The organism is Microbacterium resistens (assembly GCF_021172025.1).
Taxonomy (GTDB): domain Bacteria; phylum Actinomycetota; class Actinomycetes; order Actinomycetales; family Microbacteriaceae; genus Microbacterium; species Microbacterium resistens.
The window spans coordinates 212,948-228,758 of sequence record NZ_CP082781.1 but is presented as its reverse complement, the minus strand read 5'-3'; the positions used below and the strand labels follow the sequence as shown (position 1 = coordinate 228,758).

At 71.2% G+C, this 15,811-nt stretch carries 17 protein-coding genes; 8 read left to right on the top strand and 9 right to left on the bottom strand.

Translation table 11 applies throughout. The features are described from left to right. Positions 1-138 precede the first annotated feature (138 nt). Positions 139-1,158 carry a class II fructose-bisphosphatase gene (glpX, locus tag K8F61_RS01065; RefSeq protein WP_067247511.1) on the bottom strand — a complete coding sequence of 340 codons (1,020 nt, stop codon included), beginning with the start codon at positions 1,156-1,158 and terminating at the stop codon, positions 139-141. Positions 1,159-1,340: 182 nt separating this feature from the next. Between glpX and fbaA the strand changes: the two genes are divergently transcribed. Beyond that, positions 1,341-2,369 (top strand): class II fructose-bisphosphate aldolase, encoded by a 1,029-nt coding sequence (fbaA, locus tag K8F61_RS01060; protein ID WP_231820407.1) that lies wholly within the window; start codon positions 1,341-1,343, stop codon positions 2,367-2,369. Positions 2,370-2,459: 90 nt separating this feature from the next. On the opposite strand, the gene K8F61_RS01055 is transcribed toward fbaA, so the two are convergent. From K8F61_RS01055 to K8F61_RS01045, 3 genes are all read right to left on the bottom strand, one after another. Further along, on the bottom strand, positions 2,460-2,945 hold the full coding sequence (locus tag K8F61_RS01055) for a COG4315 family predicted lipoprotein (RefSeq protein WP_231820406.1): 486 nt from the start codon (positions 2,943-2,945) through the stop codon (positions 2,460-2,462). 66 nt (positions 2,946-3,011) lie between these two features. Further along, the gene (locus K8F61_RS01050) at positions 3,012-3,686 is read right to left on the bottom strand and encodes a zf-HC2 domain-containing protein (RefSeq protein ID WP_231820405.1); all 675 of its coding nucleotides are present in this window, start codon (positions 3,684-3,686) and stop codon (positions 3,012-3,014) included. Then, positions 3,683-4,183 carry a sigma-70 family RNA polymerase sigma factor gene (locus tag K8F61_RS01045; protein WP_231820404.1) on the bottom strand — a complete coding sequence of 167 codons (501 nt, stop codon included), beginning with the start codon at positions 4,181-4,183 and terminating at the stop codon, positions 3,683-3,685. The genes K8F61_RS01050 and K8F61_RS01045 overlap by 4 nt, the downstream gene beginning before the upstream one ends. Before the next feature lie 91 nt (positions 4,184-4,274). On the opposite strand from K8F61_RS01045, the gene K8F61_RS01040 reads away from it, so the two are divergent. Further along, the gene (locus tag K8F61_RS01040; RefSeq protein WP_231820403.1) at positions 4,275-4,760 is read left to right on the top strand and encodes a DUF2231 domain-containing protein; all 486 of its coding nucleotides are present in this window, start codon (positions 4,275-4,277) and stop codon (positions 4,758-4,760) included. A 35-nt stretch (positions 4,761-4,795) separates the two neighbouring features. On the opposite strand, the gene K8F61_RS01035 is transcribed toward K8F61_RS01040, so the two are convergent. The 3 genes from K8F61_RS01035 to K8F61_RS01025 all read right to left on the bottom strand — a co-directional run bounded on the left by K8F61_RS01035 (position 4,796) and on the right by K8F61_RS01025 (position 7,305). After that, positions 4,796-5,341, bottom strand: a complete 546-nt coding sequence (locus K8F61_RS01035; RefSeq protein WP_219085106.1) for a DUF6264 family protein — start codon at positions 5,339-5,341, stop codon at positions 4,796-4,798. 195 nt (positions 5,342-5,536) lie between these two features. Next, positions 5,537-6,322, bottom strand: a complete 786-nt coding sequence (locus tag K8F61_RS01030; protein WP_231820402.1) for an IclR family transcriptional regulator — start codon at positions 6,320-6,322, stop codon at positions 5,537-5,539. Continuing rightward, positions 6,319-7,305 carry a 4-hydroxy-3-methylbut-2-enyl diphosphate reductase gene (locus tag K8F61_RS01025; protein ID WP_336246434.1) on the bottom strand — a complete coding sequence of 329 codons (987 nt, stop codon included), beginning with the start codon at positions 7,303-7,305 and terminating at the stop codon, positions 6,319-6,321. The genes K8F61_RS01030 and K8F61_RS01025 overlap by 4 nt, the downstream gene beginning before the upstream one ends. 126 nt (positions 7,306-7,431) lie before the next feature. Here K8F61_RS01025 and xseA point away from each other — a divergent pair, with 126 nt between their 5' ends. From xseA to K8F61_RS00995, 6 genes are all read left to right on the top strand, one after another. Further along, positions 7,432-8,757, top strand: coding sequence for an exodeoxyribonuclease VII large subunit (gene xseA / locus K8F61_RS01020; protein ID WP_231820400.1), 1,326 nt, complete (start codon positions 7,432-7,434; stop codon positions 8,755-8,757). A 9-nt stretch (positions 8,758-8,766) separates the two neighbouring features. Further along, complete coding sequence (locus tag K8F61_RS01015; RefSeq protein ID WP_067250209.1) at positions 8,767-9,027, top strand: exodeoxyribonuclease VII small subunit; 261 nt, start codon at positions 8,767-8,769, stop codon at positions 9,025-9,027. Then, positions 9,024-9,692 (top strand): DUF4245 family protein, encoded by a 669-nt coding sequence (locus K8F61_RS01010; RefSeq protein ID WP_067250212.1) that lies wholly within the window; start codon positions 9,024-9,026, stop codon positions 9,690-9,692. The genes K8F61_RS01015 and K8F61_RS01010 overlap by 4 nt, the downstream gene beginning before the upstream one ends. Next, positions 9,689-10,351 carry a carbonic anhydrase gene (locus K8F61_RS01005; protein ID WP_067250216.1) on the top strand — a complete coding sequence of 221 codons (663 nt, stop codon included), beginning with the start codon at positions 9,689-9,691 and terminating at the stop codon, positions 10,349-10,351. The genes K8F61_RS01010 and K8F61_RS01005 overlap by 4 nt, the downstream gene beginning before the upstream one ends. Before the next feature lie 115 nt (positions 10,352-10,466). Further along, a complete protein-coding gene (locus K8F61_RS01000; RefSeq protein ID WP_067250224.1) occupies positions 10,467-11,825 on the top strand; it encodes a class II fumarate hydratase in 1,359 nt (452 codons plus the stop codon). Positions 11,826-12,110: 285 nt separating this feature from the next. Continuing rightward, positions 12,111-12,947 (top strand): type IV toxin-antitoxin system AbiEi family antitoxin domain-containing protein, encoded by an 837-nt coding sequence (locus K8F61_RS00995; protein WP_231821595.1) that lies wholly within the window; start codon positions 12,111-12,113, stop codon positions 12,945-12,947. Positions 12,948-13,123: 176 nt separating this feature from the next. Here the strand turns inward: K8F61_RS00995 and K8F61_RS00990 are convergent, their stop codons facing one another. Then, on the bottom strand, positions 13,124-13,369 hold the full coding sequence (locus K8F61_RS00990; RefSeq protein WP_336246433.1) for a YbdD/YjiX family protein: 246 nt from the start codon (positions 13,367-13,369) through the stop codon (positions 13,124-13,126). A 103-nt stretch (positions 13,370-13,472) separates the two neighbouring features. Continuing rightward, complete coding sequence (locus K8F61_RS00985; protein WP_231820399.1) at positions 13,473-15,698, bottom strand: carbon starvation CstA family protein; 2,226 nt, start codon at positions 15,696-15,698, stop codon at positions 13,473-13,475. Between the last annotated feature and the right edge of the window lie 113 nt (positions 15,699-15,811).

Below are 15,811 nucleotides of genomic sequence, written 5' to 3'. Positions count from 1 at the left end.
CTCAGCCGGGAAGTCCCCGCGCCACGATGTGATGGCGGTTTCGGCTCGATAACGATGCCCCGGACGAGCGACCGGCGATCACCGACTCGTTCGGCTCCCCGGCCGGCCTCGATCACTCCCCGGGTCCGCCGTACCGGCTCAGAGCCACTTGGAGACGAGGTGCTCCGAGGCGATGCGGCGCAGCGTCCCGGAGTGGCTGCGCAGCACGATGCTCTCGGTGTAGAGGTAGCCGCCCTCACGGCGCACGCCCGCCACGAGCTGCCCGTCCGTCACGCCCGTCGCGACGAAGATCGTGTTGTTGCCGCGGACGAGGTCGTCGGCCTCGTAGACCTTGTCCATGTCGAGACCGGCATCGATGCCGCGCTGGCGCTCCTCGTCGTCCCGCGGCCACAGCCGCCCCTGGATGTGCCCGCCGAGGGCCTTGATCGCGCAAGCGGTGACGATGCCCTCGGGACTGCCCCCGATCCCGACGCACATGTCGGTGCGCGCACCATGCCGGGCCGCGTTGATCCCCCCGGCGACGTCGCCGTCGCTCATCAGGCGGGTCCCGGCACCGGCTTCACGAATCTCGCGGATGAGGTCGTCGTGTCGCGGGCGGTTGAGGACCGAGACGACGATCTCCTCCACCGGCTTCTCCAACGCGGCGGCGAGACGACGGATGTTCTCGCCGATCGGGAGGCGGATGTCCACGACGCCGACGCCGGCGGGACCCGTGACCAGCTTGTCCATGTAGAAGATGCTCGAGGCATCGAGCATGGTGCCCCGATCGGACACCGCGATGACCGACAGGGCGTTCTGGCGTCCGGCCGCGGTCAGAGAGGTCCCGTCGATCGGATCCACGGCGATGTCGTATCCGGGTCCGCGCCCGGTGCCGACCTGCTCGCCGTTGAAGAGCATCGGGGCGTTGTCCTTCTCTCCCTCGCCGATCACGACGCGGCCGTCGAAGTCGACCGTCCCGAGAAACGCCCGCATGGCGTCGACGGCGGCGCCGTCCGCGGCCTCCTTGGCGCCGCGCCCGATGAACGGCACCGCCCGGATCGCCGCCGCCTCCGTGGCACGCACCAGCTCCAGGGCCAGGTTGCGGTCGGGACGCAGCGGGCTCAGCTCCGCAGAGGAGGACGAATCGGCAGGGGCAGTCTTCTCGACGGGGGTCACCATGCCGCCAGCCTAGAAGCAGAGCACGCAGGGATCGCGGCTTTTGCGCCCACGTCGACCGAAAGAAACTCGCTTCTTTCGCGCACCGAAGTTCTGACGGTTCGACGGCGTCCGAAACGGATCGGATCACGCGGATCTACGGCGATAGAGTGGCACTGACCCCGTCGCTCAGCACAGGAGATGCCATGCCCGTTGCCACCCCGGATCAGTACGCAGAGATGCTCGATCGCGCGAAGGCGGGCGGATTCGCCTACCCCGCGTTCAACGTCTCCAGCTCGCAGACGATCCACGCCGTCCTGCAGGGCCTCACCGAGGCCGGATCGGACGGCATCATCCAGGTGACGACCGGAGGCGCCGACTACTTCGCCGGGCACACCGTGAAGGCCCGCGCCACCGGCGCCCTCGCCTTCGCGAAGTACGCGACCGAGGTGGCGAAGTCGTACCCGGTCACGATCGCGCTGCACACGGACCACTGCCCGAAGGACGCGCTGGCCGGCTTCGTCGAGCCGCTCATCGCCGCCTCCGAGGAAGAGGTCAAGGCCGGTCGCAACCCCATCTTCCAGTCGCACATGTGGGACGGCTCGGCGGTGCCGCTCGCCGAGAACATCGAGATCGCCAAGGATCTCCTCCCCCGCATGAAGAACATCAACGCGATCCTCGAGGTCGAGATCGGCGTCGTCGGCGGCGAGGAGGACGGCGTCCGTCACGAGGGCTCGAACGACGCGCTCTACACGACCTTCGCCGACGTCGACCAGGCCGTCCAGGCCCTCGGTCTCGGCGAGCAGGGGCGCTACATCGCGGCGCTCACCTTCGGGAACGTGCACGGCGTGTACAAGCCGGGCAACGTCAAGCTGCGCCCGGAACTGCTCGGCGACATCCAGGCCCAGGTCGCGGAGAAGTACGGCACCGGCGCGAAGCCCCTCGACCTCGTCTTCCACGGCGGCTCGGGCTCGACGGACGAGGAGATCGCCCTGGCGGTCGCCAACGGCGTCATCAAGATGAACATCGACACCGACACGCAGTACGCCTTCACCCGCTCGATCGCGGGCTACATGTTCTCCCACTACGACGGCGTGCTGAAGGTCGACGGCGAGGTGGGCAACAAGAAGCTCTACGACCCCCGCGCCTGGGGCAAGGTCGCCGAGACCGCGATGGCCGCACGGGTCGTCGAGTCGACCCGTCAGCTCGGCTCGTACGGCCAGTCCCAGAGCTGAGATCGCGTGCCGCTGCGGCGGCGCCGACCGACCCGATCCCGGAGAGCCGGGACCACCGCGCCGCCGGATCACCCGGCGGCGCGGTGTCGTTCATCCCCCGATCTTCGCCCCCGTCGCGTCCACGACCCACCACACGTCCTGGACGCCTTGCCCGGCGACGTCCCCGGCCGCGGCGTCCCCGGCGAAGGTGTACATCGGCCACCCGTCCAGCGTGATCTGCTTCTTCCCGTCCGAGGTGTCGATCGTGCCCAGCTCACCCGTGATCCCGTCCCCCACCGGCTCGGATCCGGCGGCGAGGATCGGCGGCCAGTTGCCGAGGCACGCACCGGTGCACGCGCTCTCGGCCGCGCCCTGGGTGTCCTTGTCGAACACGTACGCCGTCATCCCGTCGGCGGTCACGACGATCTCCCCGAGCGCCGTCTCGGCGAGCATGAGGTCCGCGCCCGAGGAGGGGGCGTCGCCGTACCCGCCGGCATCCGAGGCCGGAGGCGCCGAGGTCTCCGCCGCTCCCGGTGAGCCGCAGCCCGCCAGGAGCATTCCGAGGGCGAGCGCCCCGATCGCGAGTGTCCTGCGCATGATCTCGTCCTTCCCGCGCTCCGCCGTGAAGCGTCACCGGTGAAACGAGACGACACGGCCCGCGGTTCATCCGGTCCGCTCGGTGGTCTCCAGGTCCTGGCGCAGGATGACGTCGCCGGCGGCGTTGCGGACCTCCACCGCTCGGATGTCCGGCAGCCGTTCGGCGACGCCGGCGGACACCCGCGCGGTACGGCCCGGTTCCACCTTCCACGTGGACAGTTCCGTCGCCGCGCCGGATGCGTCGATCACCGTGAGCACGTAGGTCCACCCGGCATCGGGCGCGTCCGCCCCGTACGCGCACTCCATGTCGATCCGCGTGCCCCAGGCGACCGGTGTCAGCTCCACGGTGGCCGTGACCGGCACGGAGACCGCCGGCTCCAGAGCGACGGACACCGCGGGGCGCGGGCTCAGGGCGACGAGGGCGATCGGCACGGCCACGGCCACCGCGGCGGCGACGGACACCGCCGCCCAGACGAGGCGCTGTCGGCGACGCCGTCGCGCCCGGGCGATCTCACGGAGCCGATCGGCGGCGGGGTCCCGCGGCGCGGCGCCCAGGCTCTCCGCCCGCTCGGCGGGGATCCGGGAGAGCAGTCCGACCACCGGAGTGAGCTCGGACACCGCGGTCCGGCACCGCGCGCAGTGCGCCAGGTGCGCCTCGAACCGGGATCGATCCGCGGCGGACAACGCCCCCATCGCGTAGGCGGCGTCCCAGGTCGCGTAGCGTTCGTGTTCCCCGCTCACCGGGTCACCCCTCTCTCCTGCAGTGCCAGTCGCAGCGCTCTCAGTCCGTAGTGCATGCGCGACTTCACGGTCCCCTTCGGGATCCCGAGCTCGCCCGAGATCTCCTCCACGCTGCGCCCGCCGAAGTAGCCCGCGACGATGACGGCCCGGTGCTCCGCGCTCAGCGCGGCGAGGGCGTCCTCGATGAGCAGGGCGTCGATGAGGCGGTCCGTGTCGTCCGGCGCGGTGCCCTCGGGCACCTCCGGAACCGCGCGCTCGTGGCGGCGCCGGGCGCTCCGGGCCTCGTCGATCACGAGATGGCGGGCGACGGTCAGCATCCAGGCGCGCGAGGTGGCCGCCTCCTGCTCCAGGATCCTCGGGGTCCGCCACGCCCTCAGCAGCGTCTCCTGGACGACGTCGTCCGCCGACGACGCGTTGCCGGTCAGATGCACGACATAGCGCCGGATGGGCCCGGCGTGCACGTCGTAGAGCGCCGCGAGCTGTTCGTCGTCTTCCACAGTCCGCCTCCCTCTGTGGACACGAGACGGAAGCGCCGGCGGTTCATCTGAACCCGGACGCGGTGTGCGTCGTTCTCTCAGTATGGACGCGATGACGTCGCTGGACACCGCCTCGTTCGCCGGGCTGCCGCTGCATCCGCTCCTCGTGCATGCCGCCGTGGTCCTGACCCCGCTCACCGCGATCGCGCTCATCGTCTGCGCGCTGTGGCCCGCCGCACGACGCCGCGTCGGCGCGGCGCTGCCGCTGGCAGCCGTCCTCGTGGCCGTGCTCATCCCGCTCACGGCCGCGACCGGCGCGTCCCTCGCCGACGCCGTCGGCCGCGCCTCGGCGGTCCAGCGTCACGAGGCGCTCGGGCTCATGCTCGTCCCGTGGGCGATCTCGCTGGCCCCGACCGCGCTGGCCGTGTGGATCGCGGACCGCCGTCGGCCCGACCCGTCGGAGCAGAGCGCCGCCTGGCCCCGTCCCGTGCGGGCGGCGATCGCGGCGGCGGCGCTCGTCAGCGCGATCGGGACGCTCGTCCTGGTGATCCTGACCGGCGATGCGGGCGCCCGCGCGGTGTGGGAGGGGAGCGTCTGAGCGGCCGTCCGCCCCCGCGCCGGCCCTCCGCGCGATCAGCGGGTCGAGGCGCCGCCGAGGTACGCCAGGAAGGCAGGGTCGCCCAGCAGGGCGACGCTGAGGCAGATCGACGCGAGGACCGTCGACACCACGGCCCCGACAAGCGGGACCCACCACGAGGTGCGCCCGCGGCGGAGACGAGTCACGGCCCACGCCGCGGTCGCGGTCCACCCGACGATGAGCACGATCGATGCGATCGTCGCCCACAGCCGCCCCTGCTCGTAGTTCGTGAACTCGCCGTCGATGCCGAGGATCCTCATGCTCTCGCTCATCAGCCGCGACACGTCGGAGTACGAGATCACGGACATGATCACGTTGACCAGCCCGTAGGCGAGGAGCGCGATGGTGATCAGTCGATCCGCCGGCCGCGGCGTGCGCGCGGCGGCGCTGTCGGTCGGGGCCGGTGCCGCGGTCGCCGGGGCGGCCGCGGCGGGCGCCGCCGTGGCTGCTGCGGGCGGTGTCACCTCCTCGGGCAGGCCTGCGCGACGGCGCTGCTCCTCCGGGGTGGCGTACTCGCCGTACTGGGGTCGGGGATCGGACACCCCGACATCGTAGCCGTGGTGGCCTGTGGACCCGCTCGACCGGCCGGGCCGGAAAAAAAGAATGCCCCGGGGGCTGGGGACTCCCGGGGCTCAGGGATCAGGAGCGCTGGGGACGCTGACCCTCCCGTGGACGCGATTACGACGTCGTGCGACCCAGGATAGCGCTCTCCTCGTTTCTGCACGAGAGCCAGGAATTCAGATAGTGAACTGCCCGCGCCCCGACAATCCCGCGGTGCCCAGCGCGACCGACAATCGACGCGCCGCATCCTGGAGCCGCGCGATCACGTCCTCGCCCACGGGATGCTCGCCGTCGGCCCGGATCGAGATCGCGAGGGAGGCGGTGATCCCGGGGGCCAGCACCGGCACCGCGAGACACGTGAACCCGAGGGCGTATTCGCCCCGCTCGACCGTCCAGCGACGCGAGCGCTCGAGCTGCTCCAACAGCCGCTCGCGGTCGCTGATGGTCCGCGGGGTGAGCTCTGCCAGCGGGTGCCGCGCGAGGTAGTCCATGCGCTCGTCCTGCGGCAGGACCGACAGGATCTGCTTTCCCAGGGCGGTCGCATGCGCACCGTCCTGCATGCCGACCCACAGCTCCACGCGCGGGTCGTGGTCCACGTCGACGATGTCCACGAGATGCACCTCGCCGTCGTCGAAACGGGACAGGTAGGCCGTCGCGCCGACATCCTCGGCCACCTGCCGCAGTGCCGCACGCACCTGAGCGAGGAAGACGCCGCGCGCCGGCGCCGCGTCCTGGAAGGCCGGGAAGCGCGCGCCGAGGACGAGGCCGTCGGGCTCGGTCGCGAGGTAGCCCTCGTGGATCAGCGTCCGCACGAGGTTGTACGTCGTCCCCGCGGTGAGGCCGGTCGCCTGGGCCAGCAGCTTGACGGGGATCGGCCGCGGCGAGTTCGCCACGATGTCGACCAGGCGCAGCGCCCGTTGCACGGATCCGATCAGCGTCGGTTCGGATCCGTCGGCGCTCATCGGAGTCGTCCGCCCAGCGCGCGGTCGTCGCGCTGGCCCGACACGTCCTGACGCAGTTCCTTCGGCAGGGAGAACATCAGGTCCTCCTCGGCGGTGCGGACCTCGTCGACATCGCCGTATCCCGCCTCCGCGAGCGCGTCCAGCACCTCCCGCACGAGCACCTCGGGGACCGAGGCCCCGCTCGTCACGCCGACCGTGGCCACGCCGTCCAGCCACTCCTGGCGGATCTCGTCGGCGTAGTCGACGCGGAAGGCGGCGCGGGCCCCGTACTCGAGGGCGACCTCCACGAGGCGCACGCTGTTGGAGGAGTTCGCGGATCCGACGACGATCACCAGGTCCGCCTCCTTCGCGACCTTCTTGATCGCGACCTGTCGGTTCTGCGTCGCATAGCAGATGTCGTCGGAGGGCGGGTCGTGGAGCTCGGGGAACCGCGCGCGGAGCCGGTTCACCGTCTCCATCGTCTCGTCCACGGACAACGTCGTCTGCGACAGCCACACGACCTTGGAGGGGTCACGCACCTCGACGGTGTCCGCCTCGTCCGGGGAGTTCACGATGGTGACGTGCTCGGGGGCCTCCCCGGCGGTGCCCTCGACCTCCTCGTGCCCCTCGTGGCCGATGAGGAGGATCTCGTAGTCGTCGCGGGCGAAGCGCACGGCCTCGCGATGGACCTTGGTGACCAGCGGGCACGTGGCGTCGATCGCGTGCAGGCCCCGGTCGGCGGCGGCGTTCACGACGGCGGGAGAGACGCCGTGCGCGCTGAAGACGACGTGCGCCCCCTCGGGGACCTCGTCGACCTCGTCGACGAAGATCGCCCCCTGGGCCTCGAGCTCGGTGACGACGTGGATGTTGTGCACGATCTGCTTGCGCACGTACACCGGCGCGCCGAACCGCTGCAGCGCCTTCTCGACCGCCACGACTGCGCGGTCCACGCCCGCGCAGTACCCGCGGGGCGCGGCCAGCAGCACCCGCTTGCGTCCGTCCACGGGGATATCCTGAAGACGCGCCCGCTCAGGGCGGCGCTCACGCGGCACCCGCGGCACGGGGAGCGCAACAGCAGTCGAAGTCACAATGCCGATCCTACCGGCGCTTCCCCCGAGGAGGACCTGGACATGACCTCCTTCGAGGCCGCTCACGTGCCCGGCGAGCCGCCGCCCGCCGATGCCGTCGCCCCGCGCGACTCCACGCCGGACGCGCCCACGTCGGTCGCCCGCCTCAACGCCACGATCCGGGACTTCGTCGCCCGCTGGAACACCGTCTGGGTCGAGGGGGAGATCACCTCCTGGAACCTCCGCGGCGGCAACGTCTTCGCCCGGCTCAAGGACACCCGCTCGGACGCGCAGATCTCGATCCGCATTTGGTCCAGCGTCCGGGCGCGCATCCCGTCCGACCTCGGCGTGGGCGACCACGTCGTCGCGGCCGTGAAGGCGGACTACTTCGTCAAGGCGGGCGACTTCAGCTTCGCCGTCTCGATGATGAAGCACGTCGGCCTGGGCGATCAGCTCGAGCGGCTGGAGCGGCTGCGGGTCCAGCTGCGACAGGAGGGCCTGTTCGACGCGTCCCGCAAGAGGCCGATCCCCTTCCTCCCGCACGTCATCGGTCTCATCACGGGTGAGAACTCCGACGCGGAGAAGGACGTGCACCGCAACGCCGAGCTGCGCTGGCCGCACGTGCGGTTCCGCACCGTGCACGCCGCCGTCCAGGGCGATCGATGCGTGCCGGAGACGCTCGCGGCGCTGAAGCGGCTCGACGCCGACCCGGAGGTCGACGTGATCATCGTCGCCCGCGGCGGAGGGGATCCGCAGACGCTCCTGGGCTTCAGCGACGAACGGCTGATCCGCGCCGTCGCCGCGGCCACGACGCCGGTGGTCAGTGCCATCGGCCATGAGAACGATCACCCGCTGCTGGACGACGTGGCGGACCTGCGCGCCTCGACCCCGACCGACGCCGCCAAGCGCGTCGTCCCCGACGTCGGCGAGCAGCGCGCGCTCGTGGCGCAGCTGCGCGCCCGGGCGACGACGCGGCTGACCCAGCGCCTGACGCACGACATCGCGCAGCTGGAACAGCTCCGCTCCCGGCCCGTGCTGCGCTCTCCGGAGCCGTTGATCGAGCGTCGCGCGCAGGAGATTCACCTCCTCGTGGCCCGCGGGCGCGACGCCGTCGTCCGGGGCGTCGACCATGGTTCCCGGCGCACGGCCGAGCTGCGCGCGTCCCTGCGGGCGCTCTCCCCCGCCGCGACGCTGGCACGCGGCTATGCGATCGCGCATCGGGAGGGCGGCGTGATCCTCCGCGACGCCGCACAGGCCCCGGCCGGCACCCGCATCACGGTGACCCTCGACCGCGGTTCCGTCGATGCCGTGTCCGAGGGGGAACGACCGGAGGCGCCCGCCCCGCGCGCGGGCTCGGCCCCGGATCGGATGTCCGAACCGCGCCGGTAGGATGAAGGGGTGAGCGCGAGCGAGGAGTTCGAGACCGCCCCGGCGGGCGGCGCCGCCGACCCCGCCACCCTCACCTTCGAGCAGGCCCGCGACGAGCTCGTGCGTGTCGTGGCGGAGCTCGAGCAGGGCGCTCCGACCCTCGAGCACTCGCTGGCGCTGTGGGAGCGCGGCGAAGCGCTGGCGGCGCGCTGCGAGGAGTGGCTTCTCGGCGCCAAGCGCCGGCTCGAATCGGCCAGGGAAGGCGCGGACGGGCAGGTGTCCGCGTCGTGAGCCGTTCTCCCCGCGGATCCTCCGCCCCCGTCGTCGCCGAGCTCGGTCGCCCCGAGACGCCCCAGGAGACGGCCGACCGCAAGGCCGCCTCGTCCGCCGCGTACCGGTCGAGCCAGACGTTCCGCAACCTCGTGGCCGCCATGCTGGTGACCCTGGGGGTCGTCCTCGTGATCGTCTTCATCGTCCCCCGCGGCGAGCCCGGCGAACGCCCGCCGATCGACCTCGCCGCGATCGCGAAGGACGCGGAGACCGCTGTCGGCGGTCCTGTCGTCGTCCCGGAGGTGCCGAAGGACTGGCGGGTGAACAAGGCCGAGCTCTCCGGCGGCGCGTACACCGTCTGGGACGTGACGATGGCTCCCACCGGCGACACGGCGCGCGGCTTCGCCCGGATCGCTCAGGCGATCGATGCCGAACCGGCCTGGGCCGCGATTCCTCTCAACGGGGCCTCCCCCAAGGACCGGGTCACGATCGAGGGACGCGAATGGGAGGTCTTCACGATCGCCCGCCCCGCGGACAACGGCAACGTCTCGTATGCGCTCGGCGCACCCGCCGGGGACGACTACGTGCTGATCTACGGGTCGCTCAGCGCCGACGACGCCGCCCGGATCGCGAAGGGACTGGAACCACAGCTCGCGCAGATCGACGCGCGTCAGGAGGACGAATGACGACTCAGCTCACCCCGGACCAGGCGTGGCAGGAGATGCTCGAGGGAAACCGGCGCTTCGTCGCCGGCCGCCCGGAGCACCCGCACCAGGACGTGGGCAAGCGTCATGAGCTCGCGGAGGGACAGGCGCCCATGGCGACCCTGTTCGGCTGCGCGGACTCCCGCCTCGCCGCCGAGATCATCTTCGACAAGGGCCTCGGCGACCTGTTCGTGGTCCGCAACGCCGGGCAGGTCCTCGGCGAGTCGATCGTGGCGAGCCTGGAGTACGCCGTGGAGATCCTGCGGGTCCCGCTGATCGTCGTGCTCGCGCATGACAGCTGCGGCGCCGTGCGCGCTGCGATCGACGGGACCGCGATCGACGCCGCCCCGCTCCCCCCGCACATCTGGCGCCTCATCGCCCCGATCGTGCCCGCCGCGCGCAAGGTCGTCGCGGCGACCGGTGTCACCCGTCCCGACGAGATCGACGCCGAGCTGGTGGGCCGCGAGCACCTGCGCAACACGGTCGCCGACCTGATCCAGTCCTCCGAGCTGATCAGCGCCGCCGTGGCCGAGGGGCGCCTCGGGATCGTCGGCGCGAACTACCGGCTCGCCGAGGGCACGGCCGTGCCCATCGTGTCGGTCGGCCTCGCCGACGACACGGCGCTCGACGCCCCGCGCTGATCCCGGTGCCCTGAGTCATCCCCCTTCCGTCACCCCGTCACAACTGGAGGAACAGCAAGTGACCGACACCCAGCACACCGGCGCGGACGATCAGTTCCGCATCGAACACGACACCATGGGCGAGGTGCGCGTGCCCGTCAACGCGCTCTACGGGGCGCAGACCCAGCGCGCGGTGGAGAACTTCCCGATCTCCGGGAAGGGGCTGGAGTCCGCGCAGATCGCCGCCCTCGCGCGCATCAAGAAGGCCGCCGCCCTCGCGAACAAGGAGCTCGGCACGCTCGACGGCGCGATCGCGGACGCCATCGCCCAGGCAGCGGACGAGGTCGCCTCGGGCCGCCACGACGGCGAGTTCCCCGTCGACACCTACCAGACCGGCTCCGGCACGTCCTCGAACATGAACATGAACGAGGTGCTGGCGACGCTTGCGACGCGCATCCTCGGCGCGACCGTGCACCCCAACGACCACGTCAACGCGTCGCAGTCCTCGAACGACGTGTTCCCGACCTCCGTGCACATCGCCGTCACCCAGGCGCTCATCGACACGCTGATCCCGTCCCTCGACCACCTGGCCGTCGCCCTCGAGGCGAAGGCGGAGCTGTGGAAGGACGTCGTCAAGTCCGGCCGCACCCACCTCATGGACGCGACGCCGGTCACCCTCGGCCAGGAGTTCGGCGGCTACGCGCGCCAGATCCGCCTCGGCATCGAGCGCGTCCAGGCCGCGCTCCCCCGGGTCGCCGAGGTCCCGCTGGGCGGCACCGCCGTCGGCACCGGCATCAACACCCCGCTCGGCTTCCCGCAGAAGGTCATCGCCCTGCTCGCCGCGGAGACGGAGCTGCCGATCACCGAGGCCAAGGACCACTTCGAGGCACAGGCGAACCGCGACGGCCTCGTCGAGACGTCCGGCGCGCTGCGCACGATCGCGGTGTCGCTGACGAAGATCAACAACGACCTGCGCTGGATGGGCTCCGGCCCCAACACGGGTCTCGGCGAGCTGCACATCCCCGACCTGCAGCCGGGCTCCTCGATCATGCCGGGCAAGGTCAACCCGGTGGTGCCGGAGGCCGTCCTCATGGTCTGCGCCCGCGTCATCGGCAACGACGCGACCGTGGCGTGGGCCGGCGCATCCGGATCCTTCGAGCTGAACGTCGCGATCCCGGTCATGGGCACGGCGCTGCTCGAGTCGATCCGTCTGCTCTCCAACGCGGTGCGCGTCCTCGCGGACAAGACGGTGGACGGCCTGGAGGCCAACGTCGAGCGCGCCGCCGCCTTCGCCGGCATGTCGCCGTCGATCGTGACGCCGCTGAACAAGGTGATCGGCTACGAGGCGGCCGCGAAGATCGCCAAGCACGCCGTCGCCAAGGGCATCACGGTGCGCGACGCGGTGATCGACCTCGGCTACGTCGAGCGCGGCGAGATCACCGAAGAGGTGCTCGACCAGAAGCTCGACCTGCTCTCCATGACGCACGCGGGCTGACAGCCCGCTTCCCCGGATGCCGCGGTCCTTCGGGACCGCGGCATCCGTCGTCTCCGGGCCCTTCCCCCTCCCCCTCGTCCCGCCCCCCCTGGCCCACGGGCCTGTCCCGATCTGCACACCTCGTCCCGATCTGCACAGGAAAGCCCGGCAAAGGTGTGCAGATCGGGCTCGAGTGTGCAGATCGGGGCACGAGGTTCCTCCTCCACCCTGCGGCGATCCTCCACGTTGTCCACCGATCGGGCGACCACCCTCTCTCGGCGGTCAGGATGCGGCAGCGTGACAGGCATGCTCTCCGCGCCGCTCACGCTCGCCCGCCTCGGCGGCGTCGCCCGAGGAACACAGCTCCAAGATCTCGGGTTCACCCGCCGAATGTTGTCGCGGTCGGTCGCCGACGGCGAGATCATCCGGATCCGGGACGGCGTCTTCGCGGTGCCGTCCGTGGCGGACGACCTCCGGACGGCGATCGCGCACGGAGGCGCGCCGACCTGCGTCAGCGAACTGCGGAGGCGAGGGGTCTGGGTACTGTCCGACTCCACCAGCCTCCACGTGTGGATGGGAGCTGCCCGGCACGTGCACCCCCATACCGATTGCGACTGTCGATCGCACTACTACCGGGGTCGTCCCCCGCTCGGGCGCGCCGATCTGCCGACGGCTTTGGTGCATCTCCAGCGGTGCGAAGGCGACGAGGCCTTCTTCGCCGCCTTCGAGTCGGCATGGCGGATGAACCTGCTGTCGCGTGCGGCGCGCAGCCGCATCCGTGCCGCTCTCCCGGCTCGGGCCCGGTGGCTCGTGGACCTCGCCCGCGGCGATGCGGACAGCGGGCTGGAGTCGATCCTTCGCCTGCGCCTGCACATCCTGGGGATCCCGGTGGAGTGTCAGGTCCGTATCGACGGCGTCGGCGTCGTGGACGTCGTCATCGGCGGCAGGCTCATCGTGGAGGCCGACGGAAAGGAGAACCACGACGACTCGGCCCACCGCCACCGGGACCGGAGCCGCGACGCCGTGGCCTCCCGGCTCGGATACGAGACCCTGCGGTTCGACTACGCGCAGATCATCCACGACTGGCCCATGGTCCAGGCCGCGATCCTCGGGGCTCTCCGCCGTCTCCAGGACTATCGGTGACCCCTTTCACGGTCCCTCTCCCGGCCCGCCTCTCCCCCCGATCTGCACATATCTGCCCGATCTGCACACGAATACTCGCGAACCGTGTGCAGATCGGGACAACGTGTGCAGATCGGGACCGGGATGAGGTCGGGACGGAGGTCAGCAGACGGTCGGCAGCAGCGGGCGGCAGACGGTCAGCAGCAGCGGGCGCCCGGATCCGCGTCCTGCGCGGCGTAGTGTCGCCGCCAGAACTCGCGCTCCGTCATCGGGACCCGGTCCGGATGCGCCGCGCGCTCATGCGCCAGGTAGGCCGCGTACCGCGACTGACCGGTCACGCCGTTGACGTACCAGGACACCGCCCGCCACGCGCGCCGCAGTCCCTCGGCCGCGCGCCGGGCCGGACCACGGGCATCCCCGCCCAGGGCCACCCGCGAAGCCACGCCGTCCCTGGTTGAGGCCGTGGGTCCACGCCCTCCGTGGCCGACGCCGTGCGGGCCCGGCGCCGCACGGGCGCCCGGCGCCGGATCATGCACACCGGTCACGTCAGTGCCCCTGGACCGGCTTCAGCTCGTCCGGCAGCGCGTCCCATTCCTTCTGCACGGCGCGCTCCTCGCGGGAGGCGATGAGGCCCGCCGCCCCGAAGCGACGCGACGGGACCGCAGGGTCCTCGTGATCGATGACCTCCGTGCCGCGGAACGCCTGGATCACCCGCCAGACCGACATCGCGATCACGATGAGGGTGAGCACGAGGAACACGATCGACAGCGTCCCCTGCACCACCGTGTTGCGCACGACCGCCTCCATCGCCTGGACCGTGCCCGCGGTCCCGAAGCTCGTCTCGCCCGCCTCCAGCGCCCCGCGGAACGCGAAATGCTGAGCCCAGTAGCCCACCGCCGGCACCGGGGAGAAGATCTTGTACAGCGACGCGGTGACGGTCACCACCGTCACGAATGCGAGCGGGACGACCACCACCCAGAGCACCCCGAACGTGCGCCGGCGGGCGACGATCGTGAGCACCACCGCGAGCGCGATCGCGGCCAGCAGCTGGTTCGCGATCCCGAACAGGGGGAACAGGGTGTTGATGCCGCCGAGCGGATCGGTGACGCCCATGATCAGCACCGCGCCCCACCCGGCCACCATGACCGCCGTGCAGATCCACGCCCCGGCCCGCCAGGACGTGTCCTTGAAGCGCGGGATGACGTTCCCGACCGAGTCCTGCAGCATGAAGCGTGCGACCCGGGTGCCGGCGTCCACGGCGGTCAGGATGAACAGCGCCTCGAACATGATCGCGAAGTGGTACCAGAACGCCATCATCCCGGTGCCGCCGATCCACTGCTGCATGATGTGCGCGAGGCCGAGGGCGAGGGTCGGTGCACCGCCGGTGCGGGAGATGATCGACTCCTCCCCTACGTTCGCCGCGGTCGTGGAGAGCATCTCCGGCGTCAGGTTCACACCGGCGAGCCCGAGCCCGTTCACGAACTGCACGGCGCCTTCGATCGTGCCGAGCGTCGCCGCCGGGGACGAGTTCATGGCGAAGTAGATGCCCCGGTCGATCGACACGGCCGCGACGAGGGCCATGATCGCGACGAACGACTCCATCAGCATCCCGCCGTAGCCGATGAAGCGGGTCTGCTTCTCCTTCTCGACCATCTTCGGCGTCGTGCCCGAGGCGATCAGCGCGTGGAACCCGCTGAGCGCCCCGCACGCGATCGTGACGAACAGGAACGGGAACAGGGGGCCCGACCACACCGGCCCCGTCTCCCCGCCGGCGAACTCGCTGAAGGCCGGGACGGAGATCTCCGGTCGGACGAAGACGATCGCCACGGCGAGCGCCACGATCACGCCGATCTTCATGAACGTAGAGAGGTAGTCGCGCGGGGCGAGCAGGATCCAGACCGGCAGGACCGCCGCGATGAAGCCGTAGATGATGATGGCCCATGCGATGGTCAGGCGCTCCTGATGGAAGATCGCCTGCCCCCAGTCGGTGGCCGCCACCGCGCCGCCGCCGACGATGGCGGCGATGAGGAGCACGAACCCGATGATCGACACCTCGGTGATCCGTCCCGGTCGGATCCAACGCAGGTACACGCCCATGAACAGCGCGATGGGGATCGTCATGCTCACCGAGAAGACGCCCCACGGGCTCTCCCCGAGCGCGTTGACGACGACGAGGGCGAGGATCGCCGTGATGATGATCATGATGAGCAGCGTCGCGAGGATCGCGGCGGCTCCGCCGAAGCGCCCGAGCTCGTCGCGCGCCATCTGTCCCAGGGAGCGCCCGCCGCGCCGCATCGAGAAGAACAGCACCAGGTAGTCCTGCACGGCGCCGGCGAGCACCACGCCGACGATGATCCAGATGGTCCCCGGCAGATAGCCCATCTGCGCCGCGAGCACGGGGCCGACGAGCGGTCCGGCGCCGGCGATCGCCGCGAAGTGGTGCCCGAACAGCACGCGGCGGTCGGTGGCGACGTAGTCCTTCCCGTCCGCCTTGGCCTCCGCGGGCGTCGCGCGGCGGTCGTCCGGCCGTGTAAGCCGCCGCTCGATGTACTTCGAGTAGAAGCGGTAGAAGATCAGGTAGGTTGCGACCGCGGCGAAGACGAACCAGATGGCGTTCACCGTCTCGCCGCGGACGATCGCGAGCATCGTCCACGCCACGCCGCCGACCAGGGCGATGAGCGCCCAGACGACGATCTTCACGGGTGTCCACCGCGGCTTCTCGTCGACCGCGACCGGGGGAAGACTCCGTTCCGCCGTGTCTGCTCTCTGCATGATCTGAACTCCTTCGTCCGCGTCCTGCTGCATCGACGCTAACCCGGACGACCGCTCGCGCGCATCCGACGCGGCGGGAACGGACGGGCCGGGACGACGAGGGGCCGCCGGGA

Coding starts and splice junctions, on each gene's coding strand:
- glpX (WP_067247511.1), bottom strand. CDS start 1,158: ATGGTGACCCCCGTCGAGAAGACTGCCCCTGCCGATTCGTCCTCCTCT.
- fbaA (WP_231820407.1), top strand. CDS start 1,341: ATGCCCGTTGCCACCCCGGATCAGTACGCAGAGATGCTCGATCGCGCG.
- K8F61_RS01055 (WP_231820406.1), bottom strand. CDS start 2,945: ATGCGCAGGACACTCGCGATCGGGGCGCTCGCCCTCGGAATGCTCCTG.
- K8F61_RS01040 (WP_231820403.1), top strand. CDS start 4,275: ATGACGTCGCTGGACACCGCCTCGTTCGCCGGGCTGCCGCTGCATCCG.
- K8F61_RS01030 (WP_231820402.1), bottom strand. CDS start 6,322: ATGAGCGCCGACGGATCCGAACCGACGCTGATCGGATCCGTGCAACGG.
- xseA (WP_231820400.1), top strand. CDS start 7,432: ATGACCTCCTTCGAGGCCGCTCACGTGCCCGGCGAGCCGCCGCCCGCC.
- K8F61_RS01005 (WP_067250216.1), top strand. CDS start 9,689: ATGACGACTCAGCTCACCCCGGACCAGGCGTGGCAGGAGATGCTCGAG.
- K8F61_RS01000 (WP_067250224.1), top strand. CDS start 10,467: ATGGGCGAGGTGCGCGTGCCCGTCAACGCGCTCTACGGGGCGCAGACC.
- K8F61_RS00995 (WP_231821595.1), top strand. CDS start 12,111: ATGCTCTCCGCGCCGCTCACGCTCGCCCGCCTCGGCGGCGTCGCCCGA.
- K8F61_RS00985 (WP_231820399.1), bottom strand. CDS start 15,698: ATGCAGAGAGCAGACACGGCGGAACGGAGTCTTCCCCCGGTCGCGGTC.